Here is an 18,409-nt window from a genome sequence, read left to right as displayed (position 1 = left end):
ACCTGGTGCAGTCAGGTGAGGCACTGGTGTGGGGCACCTACAAACCAAAACTCGGATTTGGATCGGATTTAGTTCTTCATAGGGGCTGGAATCTTGATAAGACGATGGTGGAAACTGTCTGACAGGTACAGACTGTCCCGATACCAAGTCACGCCATGGGGACGTTTGAGTTCAAAGGGAGTTGTATTGAGAGTGCTGACCGTTCGGGTCTGCGGATCATAGATCCGAATTAAATGGTTATTGTCGTCGGCCAAGTACACTCGTCCGTCCGGACCGGTTTCAATATGCTTAGGACCGTTAAAGGTTGCCTGCAAAGCCGGGCCATCTTGCTTACCCTTTCTACCGGTTCCAGCGAGAGTGTAGATGCGACCGTCACGCACCACGCGTAGCGCGTTCCCGTTTCGCTCGGCGATATAAAAGTTCCCGTCGGCATCAAACGCGACTGCGCGGGGGTCCACGAGCGGCGAATCCGTCGCCAACTCTCCGTCAATGGGAACACCCTGCTTGCCGTTCCCAGCCACGGTGCGGAGTGAGTTTGTTTTTAAGCTGAGCTCCCGTATTCGTCGGTTGCCGATATCTGCGATCAACAGCGATTGCCCATCGGGGGACAGTGCAATGCTGATGGGTTGATTGAATCGCACTGGGGTCGCACCCGGCTGACGGATGTTGTCACCGTCGCCGGAAAAACCCGGGGCACCTGAACCTGCCAAAGTTTCTACCCGACCGGTTTTGGGATCCAGGCTACGGATGACATGGTTCATGTGCTCGGAAAGATAGATCATCCCATCGGGAGCAATGACCAAATTGTGCAACTGGTTGAACTTGGCATCGCTGCCGACGCCATCGACGTAACCTGCCTGACTTTGCCCCGCAACCGTTGTGAAGCTGCCGTCGACGTTCCGCTTGAGCACGCGCCCGCCATCGTACTCGACAACCCACATTACACCATCGCTGTCAAACTGGACTCCGAATGGGCAATGCAGTTGGCCTGGGATGTTCGGCGACGGTACAGGATCGCGGGAGCCACCAATGGCTTCCGGGGATTGGGATGACTCTGCAGAGTCGACATCGACTGGGACGCGATTCTGAACAACGAGCACGTGTCCTTGAGGATGGGACGCGGTGGCGGCTCGCGGTCGGAATAGGTGTGGATTCGCTGGTAGCCCTCTTACGAGATCGCTGGTGTCGAGCGTGCGAATCACAGGCGTGACAGAGGCCTGTGTGCACAGCTTTGGAGTCGGAATGGCCGAGACGAGTAACGCGAGCGGGACTGAAAGACTGTTAATCATGGATGGCGTTTAGATTGTTCGCGGTTTGAAAACCGACATGCGTGGAATATGCGATGTCGACCAATAGTCTACCTGATCAGCGCTGGCGATTGATTGACTGTCAAGCATCTCGCTCCAGGAAAGTCGAGTGATGATTGATATCACGGGACCCGGTGCGATGTGCCGGCATGAATCCTTGCGTCAGCACGCCACGAGCCCGATCTGGTAGAATCACTTCCATTGATGATCCGTCCTTGGCCGGCTTGCCATACCGCCCGGTGTGGAAGCTGGTTGCAACGCGCGATCTGTCCGGCTGACACGACAACGTCTGGTTGATTTCAGCCTGATCCCACCTAATCGCTGCGCAATTTCCCGCCTCGCTCGTGGCGACGGCGATTCGCACGGCGTCCCGCCCCCGGTCCCCCCCATGAAATTCTTACCAGCACATCTCTGTTTGTCGCGCATGCTCTTCGTCCTGACCGTATCAGTCCTGGTCGGTCAACCGGCTGCTGCTATCGCGCAAGATCCACAAACCATTGAGGATCCCAGTTTTAAAAGCGGGGCGGCGTCTCCGCTCTATCTGACGGCCAATGATTTGTCGATCGCAACGGGTAAGCCTTCTCTCGTAGTGATGTCACATGGTTCCACTCACGTTCCCGTGTGGTCTTTATCCGGAGGCAGTGTAGGCCAATCGGTGGCCGGCATTGTCAACGGCCTTCCGCGCGATTGCGTCGCGGTGAAGGTCGAGATCGTCGTGACCTCTACTGATGCCGAGACCAGGGCTGACTTGGAGGATGTTTACCGAGTCCATTTGTCGCAGCTGGTGGAGGATGCTCCGTTCTCCGCGCGTCACGCGCTGGGCAAGCCCGTGCGAACACCGCTGCCCCCTGGTCCATTTTATTCTCGATCGATCGTTTTGGAGTCCTATTACGAGGTGGTCCCCACCAAGCCGCTGACGGTGCGGATTCAGCGCGAGCCCGGCCTCCCCGGTGACACGTTCACCCGGCCCACTGGTTTGGCGGTCGTGAAGGTGACTCCGTTATACGGTCTTCCTGATCCTCATGTCGTGCAGGACGTGAGTGGCTACAACTCGTGGCCGATGACTCAGGCCATCGGTGAGAAGCTGGTATGCACGTACAGCCGAGGCTCCAAGCACACGATTGGAGAAGATGCCCGGGCGGTCTATGCGCGTACGTCCACCGACGGCGGGAAAACGTGGACGGCGGAAACGGTGGTCGCCAACACACCCGGCTACGGCGAGGTCACCGTCGGCAAGGGGCTGGATTCCTCCGGGGCAATGCTGCTCTGGGTACGGCGAGTCGGCCAGGAGCGGCATCACGACCTCTACCGCACCACAGATGGAGTGACGTTCACGCTCATCGCGTCGCCGAAACTGGCCATCCCACCCATGCAGGTAACAGACGTTTTCGAAGTCCCCGAGGTTGGGTTGATGGCCTTGTGGTTCGCGGGAAATTATAGTGACCAAGCGGTTCACTCGTGGGGCGTGATGACCAGCGCCGACGACGGCGCCACCTGGACACAGACTCCGGTCGAGTCCGGGCTGATGAAAGCGGATTGGCCTACGGAACCCTCAGCTGTTTATCTCGGCGATGGGAAAATCCTTGCCATCGCGAGGACGGAATCCGGGCCGTCCCAATTTCAGCTGGTCTCCACGGACAACGGTCTCACGTGGACGCGGGAGCAAACCAACATAGGCGACATATTGGCCTCAACACCCAGCCTTATTCTCGACGCTGAAACGGGCTTATTGAGCAATTATTACTACGAACGTGGCCGGGGAATTCTACGGCGTCGAGTCGTTGATCCCGACGTCGTCTTCGACAATCCGCTTCTCTGGCCGGCTTCGGAGGCTGTTGCCACCGGTAGTCCGATTACCTGGGATTCCGGCAATGTGAATTCCACCGTGATGGGAGCCAATCACTACGTCTCCTTCTACTCTGGAAAAGCTCCTGACACGGCGGTCATGATTTTGGAGATTCCAGAACCAACATGGGAACTCGTGCCTGTCAGCCTCGGCGAGCCCAAAAAATAGTCGTTGCTTTTAAATTCCAATTTTAACATATCGGCTTACTGTACCAAGTCGGACGCCGATGCCGCCTTCAGTTCCAACTCGGAATCTCCATATGAAGTTTGTGATGACCCTTGTTTTCATTTCCGTCGCTGCCTGCGTAACAGGGTATGCAGCGGATCCTCCGGTTGGGGAGCCGAAGATCGGTTCGTTGTCCGTTGGGAAGGTGCTGTACCTGGGAAACAGCATCACCTTGCATGGACCGGCGCCAAAAATTGGCTGGACGGGAAATTGGGGAATGGCCGCCAGCGCCGCGAAGAACGATTACGTTCACTTGTTAACTGCGGACATTGCTCAAGCGAGTGGACGCCAGCCTCAGATAATGGTTCGCAACATGGCTCGGTTTGAACGTGAGTACGGCACGTTTAAAATTGAAGAGGAATTCAAGGACGAGCTGGATTTTGAGGCAGACCTAGTGATCGTGGCTATCGGAGAAAATGTGACCACGCCGGCCACGGATGAAGCCAAGGCAGCGTTTGCAAATGCGTTCGCCCAGCTCATTGCTACGATTCAGCAGCATGGTGACCCGGAAATTTTCGCTCGCAGTTCATTCTGGCCCAATTCAACGAAGGATGACATCATGCGCCAGGTGACCGCGGAGGCAGGAGCTACTTTTATTGATATTTCCGAACTGGGTGATGACAAGTCAAATCAGGCGAGCGCGGAGCAACCATTTGAACATGCAGGCGTCGCCGCCCATCCCGGCGACAAAGGGATGCAGGCGATCGCCACTGCGATCTATGCAGCCATTCAGGAGCAGGCCGGCGTGACGGGGAAATGAGTGCAAGTTTCCGCGGTGCACGCCAACCGACCCAGCGGGGATAGCCTTAGGCCTGACTCGTGACTCGACTGCAATGCATTCTGTCTCCAAGCCGAGTTCGCCATCGGATGAACCGCATTGATTCCGGCAGATCTTGCTGGCGTGGCATCACTGAAAATTATAGCCCTCCTGGAGACCAATAGCCTGCTAGGACAGAATCTCCTGGATCACTTCGCCGGCGACATCGGTAAGTCGGTAGCTGCGGCCGTTATGGAAGTATGTCAGCCGTTCGTGGTCGAGTCCGAGAAGGTGAAGAATCGTGGCGTGAAGATCGTTCACGCTGACGGGATTCTCAACGGCTTCGTAGCCGATCTCGTCGGTCTCACCGTAACTGACGCCTCCTTTGATACCCGCGCCAGCCATCCACTGCATAAAGCCTTTTGGATTGTGATCACGTCCTTTGCCGTTCTGCGAAATCGGCATGCGGCCAAATTCGCCACCCCAGATCACAAGCGTGGATTCGAGCAGTCCGCGTTGTTCCAAGTCGGCCAGTAGACCGGCCACGGGCACGTCCGTGGCCGCGCAATGATGTGTGTGGTTCTCCTCCAGGTTGTTGTGAGCGTCCCATTCGCCATCGCTGTAAACCTGCACGAACCGAACACCGCTTTCGACAAGTCGTCTGGCCATCAAGCACTTCGATCCAAACGACTGGGATCGGGGTTGATCGATACCATACAGCTTATGCATCGCCGGCGTCTCTCGCGAAAGATCCACGACTTCGGTGGCTTCTTTTTGCATTCGAAACGCCAACTCAAAAGATTGCATGCGGTTTGCGAACTCGGCGTCCCGGGTATGAAGCCGCATGTGTTCGTCATTCAGTTTGGCCATCAGATCCAGCTGCGCTCGCTGGTCCTGCTTCGTAACGCTTGGTTGCCGGCTGAGGTTGAGGACGGGTGCGCCCTGGGATCGGAATAGCGTGCCCTGAAATGTCGAAGGTAAGAAACCAGCGCCCCAGTTATGCGGACCGCCTTTGGCTCCCTGCGTGTTGCCCAGCACCACGTAGCCTGGCAAATCCTGGTTTTCGCTGCCCAAACCATACGTTGCCCAGGCCCCGGCGGTGGGAAAACCTGGACGAGGCAAGCCGCTATTGATTTGGTAGATCGCTGGGACGTGGTCATTCGATTCGCTGTAACACGATTTGACGAGTGCCATCTTGTCGACATGTTTGGCGACGTTGGTGTACTTGTCGCAAACCCACTGTCCACATTCGCCATACTGCCGGAAGGAAAACGGCGACTTCATCAACGGTCCAGGATTGCCAAAAAATGCTTGGATATTGGTAGTGTCACCGTCTCGTTTGTCGAGCTCAGGCTTGTGGTCGAACATGTCGACAGCACTCGGGGCGCCTTCCATGAACAGCCAAATCACCGACTTCGCCTGAGCCGGAAAATGGCCTGGACGCGGAACCAGCGACGTCACCGGATCGGTTGCACCATCCGATTGCGGCGCAGCCAAGAGATTTTGCTCTGCCATTAAATTGGCAAGGCCAATCAATCCTGCGCCGGCGCCCGCTTTGCAAAGCCACTCTCGGCGACTGAGCAAATTCGCGACGCGCCCGCATGGAAACAACTGTGAAGTTTTAGTCATGTCAGCTCACTCAATTGACGTAGATGAATTCATTCAGTCCGAACAGAGACTGGCAAAAGTCTGTCAGCGCCTCGATGCGTGCATTTTGTTCCGCTCGTTCCGTTCGGACGTTTGTCTGTGCCTCGACAAATTGGATCGAGGTTTCTATTTCCCAGGTCGTGGGCAAGCGGGCAAACGCGGTTTCAAAAGCCCGTTCAATGATCGGCTTGAGCTCAAAGTCGCCCGCCTCCGATCTACCCGTTTGCTTCCGAACCAGCAATCTTGCAAAGTCGCCAGCGACGGTGCGGACCAGGCGATCGTTTAGAATCACCATGGCTTGCGGTGCCACGGTGGTGTTTTGCCGGCGAGCACAAGTGGTCATCAAGTCCGGGCGATCAAACGCCTGAAACATAGGATAGGGAATGAGTCGTTTGTGGAACATGTAGACGCTGCGCCGCCGTGTGGTCGCGTCGTCTTGGGCGTCTTTGGGATAGCTCTCCCCCTGAATGTTTCGAGCGAGGTTAGCCTCGGGAGAGATGTAGGGCTTGAATCCAGGTCCACCCGCTTCCAGGTTAAGCGTTTCGCTAACTGCCAACATCGCATCACGCATCGCTTCGGCCTCCATACGCAGGGGAGTCATCCGCCACAGCAAATTGTTGGCGGGATCCCGTTCCGAGCCCCGCGGGTCCGCAGCACCTCGCGTGCTGGCCTGCTGCCATACGGCGCTGGTGAGTATGAGTCGGTGCAACGCCTTGATTTTCCAGCCGCTGTCAATGAACTCGGTCGTCAGGTATTCGAGCAACATGGGGTGTGAGGGCTCGTCGCCTTGCACGCCAAAGTCACTTGTTGTGCGCACGAGGCCCTTGCCAAAGTGATGGTGCCAAACTCGGTTGACAATAACCCGAGCCAACAGTGCCCCGGCGCCATGCTCCGTGTCGGTGATCCAGTCGGCGAGGGCGCGGCGTTGCAACGTGCTTTTCGCTTCGCCAATCTCGCTGTACGCAGCCTTGGCTTCCTGCCAGTAGTCCTTCGCCTCTGCGCCGGATGACAACATCGCAGGAAACCCGATATCGACTTCGATTTCGCGATCGTAGACGTCGCTGCGGCGAAACAACCAAGTCGTTCGACGTTGATGGTCAAAGTCCTGGAAGACAAATGCCTTTTTTCCACTGGGTAACTTGGCCGTCACGCGGTCTCCGCTGTGGAAGACGCCCATCAACTGGTAATACTCCTTCGCCGAAAACGCGTCATATTTGTGATCGTGACAGCGAGCACACGCAACGGTGAGTCCTAAGAAACCGGAACCCAGCGTTGAGATCACGTCATCCAACTCGTTGTACCGATTGGCCAGACGTTCGCTTTCCAGAAACGAATCGGGTAACTTAAATGCCGGCCCGGACGTTAAAAAACCCGTCGCCGCAACCGCAGCGTCATTGTCGGGCTCGAATTCATCACCGGCAATCTGCCAGCGCACGAACTGGTCGTAGGGCATGTCGTCGTTGAACGCTTGAATGACAAAATCGCGATACGTATATGCATACGGACGGTCCTTGTCGGCTTCTTGTCCATCGCTGTCGGCATAACGCGCCACGTCTAACCAGTGCCTGCCCCAACGCTCGCCATAGCGAGGTGACGCCAGCAGTCGGTCCACGAGGCTCTCGACGGCTGAGTCGGGATTCTTTGAATGAGCGGTCGTGAATTGGCTGACTTGTTCCAGTGTCGGTGGTAACCCGATCAGATCAAAATAAATTCTTCGCACCAGTGTTCGTGCATCGGCAGGTTGCGATGGTTGAATGCCAACCTCGTCGAGACTCCGCCTCACAAATCGGTCGATCGGTCCTTTCGACCAGTGGTCGTCCGACTGCCGCGATGGTCGATCGACGGACGTGAGTCGCTGAAACGCCCAGTGTGTTTTAGCTTGATCTAGCTTCGGATCAACGACGTCCGCGTCATCGGGCCAATGGGCGCCTTGATCGATCCACGCTCGGAGCAGACTGATTTGCGCTTTGGTAAGCCGCCGATTTCCCTCGGGCGGCATCAAACGATCTTCGTCGACGCCGGATACTAATTGAATAAGCAAACTCTTCTTGCTCTGGCCCGCGACGATTGCTGTAGCACTGTCGCCACCCTGGAACGCTCTGGCTTTGATGCCCAGGTTCAGGCCACCTTCCTCGGTGGTCCCGGCGTGGCACTCGTAACAGTTGTCCCGCAGAATCGGCTCAATCTCGCCAAGGAAGTCAACGGGTTCAGCAGGTGTCTCTTGAGACTTCGTGCCGATATCACTTTTCTGAGCAGACGGATTTGTCTCTTGCGTGAACGCATTGCTGCTGAACAATCCCAAGCAGATTGCCACGAACGTACAGCGATCGTGAAACGGAAAAGTCAAAGGAAGGACCTTCATGTCTATTCGCTGAGAGGGGAACGAAGTCGGAAGACAACCGAACGCCACGATTTCCAGTACCACGATGCCGCGCACTGAGGGGCACCGTGAACCGAACGAAAACTAAATCCTTTGCCGCTGAAATATCTCCGCTCGGTCCCTGTGTTGCGGCGGAGTCCAGCGACCGGCCATCGGCGCAATTGCCATGATAACCGGTATCAGGTTCGGTGATTGAAGGTGACTAGCAATTCGCAGCTGCGTAAATCACTTTCGGTTTTCCACTCGGCCCACTGACGTTGCACCGTCTCGGCGTTGGTATTCGCCGGGCGTGGTGCCAAAATGCTGGCGAATTGCCTGAGACATCAACGATCCGGTTGTGAACCCGAATGCGGCAGCAATCGTGGCACCTGCTGGGCTGCGATTGTGAACATCTGCCTCGCTGAGGGCAGACTGATCGATTTCACTCGATCAATCGATCCATCCGACTTTTCCAGTCTTCAAGATATTCACGACGCCAGTCGCTAACGGTTTTCGCGCCGGCTCGTTCGTTAATCGATAAGATTTGATCCGGATTGTCGGTCCAAAAGTATTTCCCATGATCAGTCTTGACGAACGCGCCTCCCCAATGCGGCTCGGTAGGATCGTCGGCGTTGCCTCGAAGCAAGTACAGCAGTGATGGTGTGTCTCCCATTTTGATGTCACGTTTCTTCCTGACGAAAAGATCGCCTAGCGACCCATGACCCTTCACATTTTGTTGAACGAAACGGTCATTGCCCCACTCGCCGTCTTGCATTCCGCCCATGTACATGCCTCGAAACGTGGTATCGCTCTCAATCCACCACAAGTCATCATGTTTGTTGAAAAGGTAATCGCGGGCGGCAGAGTCGAGCTTGGTATTCCACGAGCCAATCGAGTACACCCGGATTTTGCCCTTTATCGAAGGCTCGTCATGGACCGCCTGGGCAACATCCGTGATGCTGCCCCATACGAGAATCCACAACGGCCGCATATCAGCGGTCTGCGCTTGCTGGACGATCCATTGCGAACCAGCCGTTGGCTTGCTCCAACCTTCGTGCGGTGCCTTATCGACAGCACCCTGCTTCGTCACAACACGTAACGCATTCGGAGTGGGGTAGTCGTTCGAGTGCCGTTTTAAGCGCGCGTAATCGCTCGCATAGGCATCGATCACTTCCCGAATGTCTCTCACACGCCCCGCGTTCGGTGGCGATGAGATCAATCCCTCGACATCGATAACGTCGGTGTACAACAGCAGATGCACCAGCGATTGAAAATCGTCAGGGTCCGATCCGCCGATATCTGTCGAGACAATTACACGGGGCTTCTCGCTGTAGGGATCGCCGCGCCGATCGCTGTCTAAGGCGCCGCCAGGAGGTGAGGCGAAGCCCGCCCGGCAACAACCAATTGCAATAGCCAGCAGAACGGCAAGTGAGACGGTTTTCATGGGAGTACGTTCCGGGTGGAAAACTAAAAATGCTTTTGGGGCTTGGCAATCGGTTCAAATCTCACATCGCCAATCCGATATTTCTTCTAGTTGCTTAAATCAAAGTACCATCGCTCAAATTCGGCTTAGCCGACCGAAGCATGCGCCGCAGTACAGTGGACTCTCCTTTAAAGCATGCCGCTAAAATCTCCGGCGCACGCTTCCGTCGGATGAGCCTTATGTTCTCTCGTTATGCTTGTTTTTCAGTTCAACGCCGCTGCCGAAACGCTGTGCTAATCGGATACGGCCATTGTCAACAACAACTCCCGTAGCGATGTCGTCGGAAATCAGTTCAGCACCATCTAAATCCGCGTAGTCGAGCAGCGGCAGAAGTTGCGCGGCGCCAGAGATCCCCACGGAGCTTTCGACCATGCAGCCTACCATGGTTTTCAATCCCAATTCGCGTGCCTGCCGGAGCATTCTCAATCCCGGAGTGAGTCCGCCGCACTTGCAGAGTTTGACATTGATACCATGGAAAATCCCGGCACACTTCGCAACGTCCGCTTCGACCAGGCAATTTTCATCGGCAATGATCGGTAGCGCTGCTTCTTGATAGACACGCTGATGCTGCTCCCGCGACGAATCGGCGGGTAGCGGTTGTTCGATAAACTCGACGCCCAGATCTTTTAACTCGTGTGAGTTTGAAATGGCTTCGTCCACAGTCCAACCGCAGTTTGCATCCACACGTAGAGTCGCCGCTGTCTTTTCTCGCAGGGCACGAATGATCGCGACATCGTGCCGAGAACCAAGCTTGATTTTGTAGATGCTCCACGTTGGACGCGACTCCAACTTAGCGATCATCTTCTCCGGTTCGTCAATTCCGATCGTGTAACTCGATTCTGGAATGTGCTTCCACTCGAGCCCCATCGTTTCAAACGTCCGCTGTCTGCTGTGTTTGCCAAATAGATCGTACGCTGCTAAATCGATCGCCGATAACGCGAAGGAGTCTTCCGCGAATGAAGGCTGCAAGGCCTGCCACAACTGTTCAGGTCTGCCGAACTCGAAAGACTCAATCTCCCTACGACACGCCAGAATCGATTCTGACATGGAGTTCACGGTATGCCCGTAGTACTCATTGGCCGTCGCCTCGCCGAAACCACGGTGCCCGTTGTGCTCCAGTTCAACGATCAGTGAAGACTGTGTATTGATCGAGCCTCGGGAGATGGTGAACTCAAATTCGAGGGGCAGATCGTATCGATGTAAACGCAGCTTCATCCGTACATCTCCGTTCGAAGACGTTCCACGGCATCAGCCAGTGGCGCCGTCCCGTCCCGATACACGTCGCAAACCGGCAAACCAAATTCAGCTGAGACACATTCTCGCTCGGTGGCGGCTTCAGTGGCCGACAATCTACGTCCGTTCATCGCAATTCCGATCACCTTGCAGGGCTGCCGGAGCGACGCGGCAAGTTCGTAAGCCTCAATCAAACGTTTCGTCGGCAACAATGGCACATCGTCCAATCCTTTTACTTTCTCGCGACCCGATTCGTAGCAGAAGATCAAGCCGTGGGGGGCGGTTCCATGCAGCAAGCCCAGCGTGACCGCAGAAAAGCTTGGGTGCGAAATGGAACCCTGGCCTTCGATCAGCAGAAAATCGTGCTGTTCGTTCCGCCGCACGAATGCTTCAGCCGATCCGTTGACAAAGTCCGCCACGACACAGTCGATCGGTACGCCGTCGCCCGCAATCATGATGCCGGTCTGTCCGGTCGCGAGAAATTGGGCATCGTGGTTTCTTCGCAGTAGTTCTCGCTCGACTTCCAACGTGACGACCATCTTGCCGACGCTGCAGTCGTGGCCAACGGTGTGAATTCGCAAGCAGCCATCGCGAAACGGAGCGGCCGTCGCTGTTGTTTTTTCAGTGTTTCGTCGAACGTCGATCAGTTGGCTACCCGATGCGTTGGCGAGCGTCCGCAGCTCTGCGTCGTCTCCAAGAAATTCGTGCAAACCAGACACAATGTCGATCCCGCGTTCCAACGCTTGTTTTAGAACCGGTCGCCAATTCCCCGGTAGTTTTCCACCAGGCGGGGCAATGCCGATGAAAATGGAATCGGCTCCAGGAATGATCGAATCGACGATCGGAATGCCTTCGCCGGTCGCGAACACCTCCTGGGCGTGCTTGCCCGCCAGCTCAGTATCGAGCACCGCAGCGATGTCTTCGTGTCGATAACGCAAGAGGCTGATAGCCGTCTTGGCGAGAAAGGGAGTTGAGTGGCCATCGGTCAACAGCACAATGCGTCGATAGTTTTTGAGTGTTTCGTTCGAAGTCATGTTTGCTGAGTCGCACGTGGATGATTCCCGCGGCGTCGGAGATGGACACGGTGGGCAGTGAAGGCATGAAGCCGTGCGGAAATCTTACCCCGATACTCGCTGCCGTGGAGTGCGCAAACTCGCAATTCCTTTTACCGCTACCGCATTGCGCACGCACCGAACCTCTTCTTGATGTTAAACGATGACGAACGATAGACGTTCAGAATCTGTTAGGTCGGTGTGTCAGTCAACACGAAATACGTTTAAGTCGGATGAACCTTGTTTTCCCGCGGAGGAATCATCCAGCACGAATCGTGCCGCTCCATGCCAATGTGGGGGTAGTAGCTCGCCGCCGCCGGAGCCGCCAACAGAATCATACGAGTGGCCAGCCCGGCATGCTCATGAGTCACGCGAATCAGCTCCCGACCGATCCCCTGACCCTGGCGCGCGACATCAACCGCCAGGTCCGATAGATATGTGCAGTAGGCAAAGTCCGAGATCGCCCGAGACACGCCAACCAGCGTTCCGTCCGCATCCCGCGCCGTCGCGACCAAGTCAGCCCCGTCCAGCATCCTCGCGATCCGTGCCACATCGTCCACCGGTCGCCGCTCCGCCAACGTCGATCGTCTCAACACGTCGATGAACTCCGCGGCCGTCAGTTCGGGTTCAATTTCATATTTCATTGCTGACCTCTGTTTGCAATATTTCAACTACCGCGCCGTGAACGTCGTTCATGCGGCATTTTGCTGGATTCGTAGCCTGGGACCATCGTCCCGAGCGTGGAGAAGCGAGGTCGCGGACGAGACAATGGTCCCATCTGACGTACAAATAAAATCGTTCATGGCGTTGGGCGGAGTTTGGGAACGAGATCTTGTGGCTCCGCAGTTGGCGACTGCGGAAGCGACTCGCGAACTCGCTGCAGCTGCGCAATTCTATTTTGCAATCGAGCGATCTCATCGTCGATCGCCGCGAGGTTGCGTTCTTCGGTCGGTGAAGAGAGATCTTCACCCAGGCGATCGAGTTTGCTGATGCGGTGCAGGATCGGGACGGTCAAACTGAGCGCACCAATCACGATCGAAGTCGCTGCGATCAACCGCCAAATGCCTTGCGAATCAATCTCCGCAAGCATCACCGCACACAGCAGCAATGCGAACCCGAAAATGATCTGGCTGCCGATGACGTGGACCCACTGAAATCGCTTCGCTAGCTTTGCAATCGACAATAAGCAGACATGCACCGTCGCGACGCCAAGAGTGGAGACACAAGCCGTCAATTTCCAAAACATCTCGGAGTCAACCTGGCCCCATATTCCAATGAGCATCAAGGCCGCCGACACGATCGCGAACACCAAACCGGACATGGGTAGCAGATTGCGACCGCGCGGTGTGCGCGACAAATCGCACGCGAGTCCACACAGGCTTGTCACGGCGACGATGACCGTCGTCAGTATGACTTGCACTTCAAACCATCCCCACTTGTCGCGCAGAATAAACACGATCCCAAGGACCGCGCCGAGGACCACTGAGCTGATCAGTCCCCACAAAAAACACTTCGTTGGTAGCGGTTTGTTGATTGTCGAGTGATCAGACATTGGTCGAGTCTTAGTGAAGTGAGAGCGATGTTGGAGAAAGCAATGTTCTCAGCAGGAGCCTTTCCGCCGATCAGCCCTGCGCGAAAAGTAGATCCGAGGCTGAGATTTTTTTGCGAAAACTCAGGGCGAGCTTGGGATACGGAAACTTGCCTCGGGCGGCTAGAATGAGCAGGCAACTTGGGCACAACGAGCCAGAAAGTTTTTGAATTGAACTTCTGGAGATTCACCAAACGTTGTACCTCACGGAAGTCAAAATGCTGGAAGTTCTAGCGAACACCGTACTGAATAGGAAAGATACATGCCGGAGAGCCTAACTCACGAACAAGCAGAGTCCTTCATGTTTCGGTTTAAACTGATCGTCGGACTGGTGATCGGCGTGCCACTCATACCGATGTTCATTTATGCGGCTTACATGGACAAGAGATTGGACGAATTTGAGGCCACGTTGCATTACCAACCGCCCGTCGAATCCAGCGAAGATACGCAGTTCCAATTTGTCGATCAAGTTGCGCTCTCAATCAGTCAAGGTCAGGTTGTCTATGTTCCTGCCTACTCGCACATCTATCACGAAGACGGCAAGCCTCACATGCTAACGATCACGATGAGCGTGCGAAACACGAGTGACGAGAACGCCATCGTGGTGAGAAGCATTCGTTATTTCGACACCGAGGGACAGCAAGTCAAATCGTATCTGAGAAAGCCCGTGACATTGGGGCCGCTGGGCACCACCGAGATACTCGTCGAACGCGACGACGCGACGGGTGGCAGTGGCGCTAATTTTCTCGTTGACTGGGTTGCGGCGACGCCGGTTTCCGAACCCATCATCGAGGCGGTCATGATTGACACGACAGGAAAACAAGGGATTTCGTTCGCAAGGAGCGGAAGAGTGATACGTGAAGTTGATCGTGAGCCACTAGCGACAAGCGGATCACCGTCTACGGAGATGGAATAAGGTGGCGAGATGTAGACGTCGTCGATAAACACGAAACCCTGCCCGGTTTCGATTTCCGCAGGTGCTCGTCGGTCAACTCGACTTCGAAAGGCTGGCTGTGCATGTGCGCTTTCACATGATAACTCACCGAAGATCAAGGCGGCCTAAGTCTGCAATCTGCGACCCCATCGCTGTAAGTAACGTCAAGCGTGAGGGCCCGACGTATTTTACTGACCAAATGGTCTTTGTGCTGGGCGCCTGGCCGGCCTTAGACCTGCGCTGGGGCGGCGTTGAGCACCCTGACGTGCGCCACCTTGACCGCCTGGAAAGTGACTTCGACCGTTGACCAATCCCGCCGATTCGTCTTTGTCCAGCCAGATCGTGAATTCCTGCTGCACCGACTTGCACCAACCTTTTTCTTTGTTGCATGCAAAGTACTGGATTTGTACCAAGATCGGTTCGTTCGCATCCCAATCCTGCACGTCGACCAAGAACTCGCGTGGCTCACTGTCCGACTCAATTTCTAAACGCTTGGAATGCCCGGTCGCGGGCGAGACTGCCGCCCCGTTGGCAATCAGCTTGTACTCTGGTGGATCAGCAAGATTGTTCCAACTTGCGCCCAGAACTGGGTCTTGGCGAAAACCAAGATACAGCTGTCCGGTTCCGGTCCTGATCAGGTTCTGGTCTGCCTCGGGACGAAGTTTCACATAGTGGTTGGCCGGATTGAAATCAATCGAGCGCAATGTGGTAACAGAGTTACTTTCGCCGCCAGACTCGACTCGTAACGGGACAGCCACGCCATCCACGCTAAGTCGCTCCACGAGTATTTCGCTTTTGGGTGTGAGGTGACGTTCGAAGCGAGGGAGATTCAAGTCTTCCACTGTGGTCAGTGTGTCCGGCGTTCCGACCAGATCCTCCAGGGACTCCCGCAGGCTGGAACCACGACCCCATGAATCGCGATGCACCACTTTGCCGGTTCGATCGAATACGAACTGAGAATTCGGGGTTAGGTTGAAATAGGTTTTCAGCTGGTTATCGATCGGATCTGTCAACCATGGGATTTGGGTCTGCAAGAGCTCCTCGGCATGTTCGACTTGCGCGAAGCGGTCCTCAATCGAAGATGGCTGTACGAATCCCCAGTTCTCAGGGTGTGCCAGTGATTGGTATAGGAAGTAGAAATCAACGCCTCGGTCCCGGAAGTCGCGAGCGACGGCCTCGATCTCAGGGTAGGAATTTCGGAATTCGGGACACGTTAAACAGCCACCGACGATCACGGTGTACTTCGACTTAAAGATGCTATTGACTGGCACCAGTTCCCGATCGACGTTGTAGACATTCAGTTCTACGGGGAGTTCAGCTCCGATTGGAAATTTTTCTCTGAATTCAATGTCACGGGGGCGATCGCGATCGCGAGGGCGTCCACTCCGCGACGCCTGCCCACCACGCTGGTTTCCCGCTTGCCCTCCGCTCCGACCAAGACGACCCTGCCCCGCACCCCGTTGACCCTGCCCCGCACCCCGTTGACCCTGCCCCGCGCCCCGTTGACCCTGCCCGAACTCTTGGCCGCCCTGTCGTTGGCCCTGCGGAGGTTGCGCCTTGAGTGTGTTGGAACTCAGCGAAATGACCAGGCAGGTCACGAAGGAGAACAGGGTCTGCATGGTGGGACGTTTCATGGATGAACCCGTGATTTTAGAGAGGGAGTAGGGGATGGCTACGAATATTGAATGAAATCTAGTCTTGACTAGCGTCGACCTTGCGTCGGCGCGTTCACAGGTGCATTGCCGGTCGGATTGAGTTTGTTGCGACGAAACTGGGATGCTAGTACGAGTCGCTCGGCGTCGTCGAGCGCACCATTATTGTTGGCGTCCGCGGTTTCAAATGCTTTGTGCATGTGCTCAGGCAATTCAGACCTATCGAGGGCCCCGTCCCTGTTTTCGTCAAAGGTTAGAATGTCACTTGCGAACGCCGCGTCGGCCTGAGCAGGATCACCGTCTCGATCACCGCCGGCACCCGGTCGTCCTCCCCCCAGGGGTCCGCCAACCTCAGGTCCGCCAACAGCAGGTCCGCCGCCTGGTCGACCGGCACCGCCCAGACGTCCGCCTCGCTGGCTTTGGCCCGTTTGGGCTCGTCCCCTTTCTTGCCTGCCCTGCTGTCCCCTGGGTCCGGCTGGGCGTAGTTCTTCGGCGGTCAGTTTTCCATCACGGTTTTTGTCAAGCTTTCGCAGGGCGTTGGCAGCAGCGTCTATCTCCTCCGACGAAAGTTCGCCATCGCCATCGGTGTCAAAGACGCGCATGAGGGGCGGTACTGGTTGAGTTTCGGAGCCACCCATGTGCTGCCCGCGCCCGGCTGATCCACCGCTCTGAGGACCGCCTTGACGTCCGCCTGCTTGACCGAGACGGCCACCGGGGGGCTGGGCATTGACAGGAGAATCGCTCAACGACAAAGCGATCATGCAGAATACAGTGAGCAGAGGCAAACGCTTCATGATGGGTCCTGTGGAAGTTTCGGTGAGGAGGGTTCCTAGCCTTAAACCCTGCTACAGAAAAACATCTACAGGAAATTCAGAAAGATTCTATAAAATGAGGACGCTATCGAATCGGCAGCATGCGATCGCGGAAACACAGATTGAGGACGGCTATCGGCGTGGCGAAAGCAGTGATTACGTTTTCCGTGGCCGGCCTCCTTACGCGGACCACTGAACGAGCAGCACCCCCGTTCCCGCGAGAAGTCGCCTGCAGCGTCACCCCACCGCCCCTGCTGGCCCTGCGGCCTTCGTGGAATGCGTTGCCTGCAATCTAACTCACGGCGTCCTAAATAGACTTGTCAAGTTTTGTTCCAGCATCTCCGCGTTGAGGTATGTGTAGATTGCGGTCGCAATGAGTGTCAGTGCGACGCTCGCCATGATCACGGTGGTTCGCGTGCTGGCAGCCTTCTGCACGTTTGTTGACGATGAATCGCCTACAGCCGGCCCGTCGTTCTGGGGGGCTTCGGGTACTTGTTCCTGCAATTTTCGATTTGCCAATCGAGTGACATAAATCGTCACGACCACTGTCGCCAGCAGGCCCACCGCGAGCATCGCCCACTCGACTGGTGATCGATCACGATCGGTGCCCACCGCTGCCCCGGTCACATGCCCGATGTACACGTACAGAAAGGTACCGGGAAGCATCGCAATCCAACTGGTCACTGCGTAAGGCCAGAACCGTACAGGCGTCAAGCCGTACAGGTAGTTCTGGACATTGAAGGGGATTGCCGGTGATAAACGTAGTAAGCCGACAATTTTCCAGCCGCCTTCTTCGATGGCTCGATCAATCGCATCAAAGTGGCGATTGCCGCTCGCCATTGCTGCGACTTTGTCGCGGGCCACGTAGCGAGCGATCAGAAAGGTCAAGCAGGCGCCCAGTGTCGATCCAACCGATACGACTGCAGTTCCGACGCCCAGTCCGAATATCGCGCCGGCGACCAGTGTCAGGACCGTGCCTGGAACAAATAGCACGGTTGCGATGATGTACATCAGGGCCAGGACGAGCGGCCCCCAGAAACCCAGGTTGGCAATCCAGTCCTTGACCGCAGACATGGCTTGGTCAAACGGGAGTGAACGAAAAATTGTCAAGAGTGCCGCAAGGATGCACAGCATCGAAACCCCGCGAATGACCCACACAAGCTTGTTCGAATGAGCGCCGTCGCGTCCGCGTACTGACTGCTCCAGGACTTGTCGATCACGTTGGGACTTCGGGGGATCGGTCGTTGCCATGATGGATGCCTATGAATTGCGTTCGCTCGCAGTCGCGTAACCACGGTCCTGCTGGTATACCAAGTCGACGCAAGAATCAGAGTGTCCTTACAGAAATTTTCTACATACCTGCATTGGAAAGCCGCGAACCTGGCGCCACAGGGTTAAGTCTTCGGCCATCAGTATCGTGTGATGGTGTCGGGACTGATTCCTAACGCAGCGTATGTTTCGAGCTTTGTTCGTGTATGGCCGAGGCGGGCCGCGGTGTTGCGAGCGTGATGGTA

Annotated in this window: 14 protein-coding genes; 3 read left to right on the top strand and 11 right to left on the bottom strand. The window is 56.0% G+C overall.

All coding sequences use genetic code 11. The features are described from left to right. Positions 1-68: 68 nt before the first annotated feature. A complete protein-coding gene (locus Poly21_RS25550; RefSeq protein ID WP_146409906.1) occupies positions 69-1,289 on the bottom strand; it encodes an NHL repeat-containing protein in 1,221 nt (406 codons plus the stop codon). A 406-nt stretch (positions 1,290-1,695) separates the two neighbouring features. On the opposite strand from Poly21_RS25550, the gene Poly21_RS25545 reads away from it, so the two are divergent. Then, on the top strand, positions 1,696-3,321 hold the full coding sequence (locus Poly21_RS25545; protein ID WP_302120626.1) for a sialidase family protein: 1,626 nt from the start codon (positions 1,696-1,698) through the stop codon (positions 3,319-3,321). A gap of 91 nt (positions 3,322-3,412) precedes the next feature. Continuing rightward, positions 3,413-4,138 (top strand): SGNH/GDSL hydrolase family protein, encoded by a 726-nt coding sequence (locus Poly21_RS25540; protein ID WP_146409905.1) that lies wholly within the window; start codon positions 3,413-3,415, stop codon positions 4,136-4,138. 186 nt (positions 4,139-4,324) lie between these two features. Here Poly21_RS25540 and Poly21_RS25535 read toward each other — a convergent pair whose 3' ends face one another. The 7 genes from Poly21_RS25535 to Poly21_RS25505 all read right to left on the bottom strand — a co-directional run bounded on the left by Poly21_RS25535 (position 4,325) and on the right by Poly21_RS25505 (position 13,461). Next, positions 4,325-5,764: a DUF1501 domain-containing protein gene (locus Poly21_RS25535; RefSeq protein WP_146409904.1), complete on the bottom strand. Its 1,440-nt coding sequence runs from the start codon at positions 5,762-5,764 to the stop codon at positions 4,325-4,327. Positions 5,765-5,774: 10 nt separating this feature from the next. Then, entirely contained in the window at positions 5,775-8,144 is a 2,370-nt protein-coding gene (locus tag Poly21_RS25530) for a PSD1 and planctomycete cytochrome C domain-containing protein (RefSeq protein WP_146409903.1), read from the bottom strand. A 439-nt stretch (positions 8,145-8,583) separates the two neighbouring features. Then, positions 8,584-9,585 carry a DUF1593 domain-containing protein gene (locus Poly21_RS25525; protein ID WP_146409902.1) on the bottom strand — a complete coding sequence of 334 codons (1,002 nt, stop codon included), beginning with the start codon at positions 9,583-9,585 and terminating at the stop codon, positions 8,584-8,586. Positions 9,586-9,801: 216 nt separating this feature from the next. Then, positions 9,802-10,839: a dipeptide epimerase gene (locus Poly21_RS25520; RefSeq protein ID WP_146409901.1), complete on the bottom strand. Its 1,038-nt coding sequence runs from the start codon at positions 10,837-10,839 to the stop codon at positions 9,802-9,804. Continuing rightward, positions 10,836-11,891, bottom strand: coding sequence for an N-acetyltransferase DgcN family protein (locus Poly21_RS25515; RefSeq protein WP_146409900.1), 1,056 nt, complete (start codon positions 11,889-11,891; stop codon positions 10,836-10,838). The genes Poly21_RS25520 and Poly21_RS25515 overlap by 4 nt, the downstream gene beginning before the upstream one ends. A gap of 242 nt (positions 11,892-12,133) precedes the next feature. After that, a complete protein-coding gene (locus Poly21_RS25510; RefSeq protein ID WP_146409899.1) occupies positions 12,134-12,553 on the bottom strand; it encodes a GNAT family N-acetyltransferase in 420 nt (139 codons plus the stop codon). Positions 12,554-12,708: 155 nt separating this feature from the next. Next, a complete protein-coding gene (locus Poly21_RS25505) occupies positions 12,709-13,461 on the bottom strand; it encodes a hypothetical protein (protein WP_146409898.1) in 753 nt (250 codons plus the stop codon). A gap of 337 nt (positions 13,462-13,798) precedes the next feature. Between Poly21_RS25505 and Poly21_RS25500 the strand changes: the two genes are divergently transcribed. After that, entirely contained in the window at positions 13,799-14,413 is a 615-nt protein-coding gene (locus Poly21_RS25500; RefSeq protein ID WP_302120621.1) for a DUF3124 domain-containing protein, read from the top strand. Between the two features lie 206 nt (positions 14,414-14,619). On the opposite strand, the gene Poly21_RS25495 is transcribed toward Poly21_RS25500, so the two are convergent. From Poly21_RS25495 to Poly21_RS25485, 3 genes are all read right to left on the bottom strand, one after another. Further along, positions 14,620-16,065 carry a hypothetical protein gene (locus Poly21_RS25495; protein ID WP_146409896.1) on the bottom strand — a complete coding sequence of 482 codons (1,446 nt, stop codon included), beginning with the start codon at positions 16,063-16,065 and terminating at the stop codon, positions 14,620-14,622. A 68-nt stretch (positions 16,066-16,133) separates the two neighbouring features. Further along, positions 16,134-16,877 carry an EF-hand domain-containing protein gene (locus Poly21_RS25490; protein WP_146409895.1) on the bottom strand — a complete coding sequence of 248 codons (744 nt, stop codon included), beginning with the start codon at positions 16,875-16,877 and terminating at the stop codon, positions 16,134-16,136. 315 nt (positions 16,878-17,192) lie between these two features. Continuing rightward, the gene (locus Poly21_RS25485; RefSeq protein WP_146409894.1) at positions 17,193-18,146 is read right to left on the bottom strand and encodes a TVP38/TMEM64 family protein; all 954 of its coding nucleotides are present in this window, start codon (positions 18,144-18,146) and stop codon (positions 17,193-17,195) included. Positions 18,147-18,409 lie beyond the last annotated feature (263 nt).

The sequence above is a fragment of the Allorhodopirellula heiligendammensis genome, assembly GCF_007860105.1.
In the GTDB taxonomy this organism is placed as follows: domain Bacteria; phylum Planctomycetota; class Planctomycetia; order Pirellulales; family Pirellulaceae; genus Rhodopirellula; species Rhodopirellula heiligendammensis.
This window is presented reverse-complemented; position numbering and strand designations above follow the sequence as displayed.

Excerpts from the sequence above, each read along its gene's own strand:
- Poly21_RS25550 (WP_146409906.1), bottom strand. The coding sequence starts at position 1,289 with ATGATTAACAGTCTTTCAGTCCCGCTCGCGTTACTCGTCTCGGCCATT.
- Poly21_RS25545 (WP_302120626.1), top strand. The coding sequence starts at position 1,696 with ATGAAATTCTTACCAGCACATCTCTGTTTGTCGCGCATGCTCTTCGTC.
- Poly21_RS25540 (WP_146409905.1), top strand. The coding sequence starts at position 3,413 with ATGAAGTTTGTGATGACCCTTGTTTTCATTTCCGTCGCTGCCTGCGTA.
- Poly21_RS25535 (WP_146409904.1), bottom strand. The coding sequence starts at position 5,764 with ATGACTAAAACTTCACAGTTGTTTCCATGCGGGCGCGTCGCGAATTTG.
- Poly21_RS25530 (WP_146409903.1), bottom strand. The coding sequence starts at position 8,144 with ATGAAGGTCCTTCCTTTGACTTTTCCGTTTCACGATCGCTGTACGTTC.
- Poly21_RS25525 (WP_146409902.1), bottom strand. The coding sequence starts at position 9,585 with ATGAAAACCGTCTCACTTGCCGTTCTGCTGGCTATTGCAATTGGTTGT.
- Poly21_RS25520 (WP_146409901.1), bottom strand. The coding sequence starts at position 10,839 with ATGAAGCTGCGTTTACATCGATACGATCTGCCCCTCGAATTTGAGTTC.
- Poly21_RS25515 (WP_146409900.1), bottom strand. The coding sequence starts at position 11,891 with ATGACTTCGAACGAAACACTCAAAAACTATCGACGCATTGTGCTGTTG.
- Poly21_RS25510 (WP_146409899.1), bottom strand. The coding sequence starts at position 12,553 with ATGAAATATGAAATTGAACCCGAACTGACGGCCGCGGAGTTCATCGAC.
- Poly21_RS25505 (WP_146409898.1), bottom strand. The coding sequence starts at position 13,461 with ATGTCTGATCACTCGACAATCAACAAACCGCTACCAACGAAGTGTTTT.
- Poly21_RS25500 (WP_302120621.1), top strand. The coding sequence starts at position 13,799 with ATGTTTCGGTTTAAACTGATCGTCGGACTGGTGATCGGCGTGCCACTC.
- Poly21_RS25495 (WP_146409896.1), bottom strand. The coding sequence starts at position 16,065 with ATGAAACGTCCCACCATGCAGACCCTGTTCTCCTTCGTGACCTGCCTG.
- Poly21_RS25490 (WP_146409895.1), bottom strand. The coding sequence starts at position 16,877 with ATGAAGCGTTTGCCTCTGCTCACTGTATTCTGCATGATCGCTTTGTCG.
- Poly21_RS25485 (WP_146409894.1), bottom strand. The coding sequence starts at position 18,146 with ATGGCAACGACCGATCCCCCGAAGTCCCAACGTGATCGACAAGTCCTG.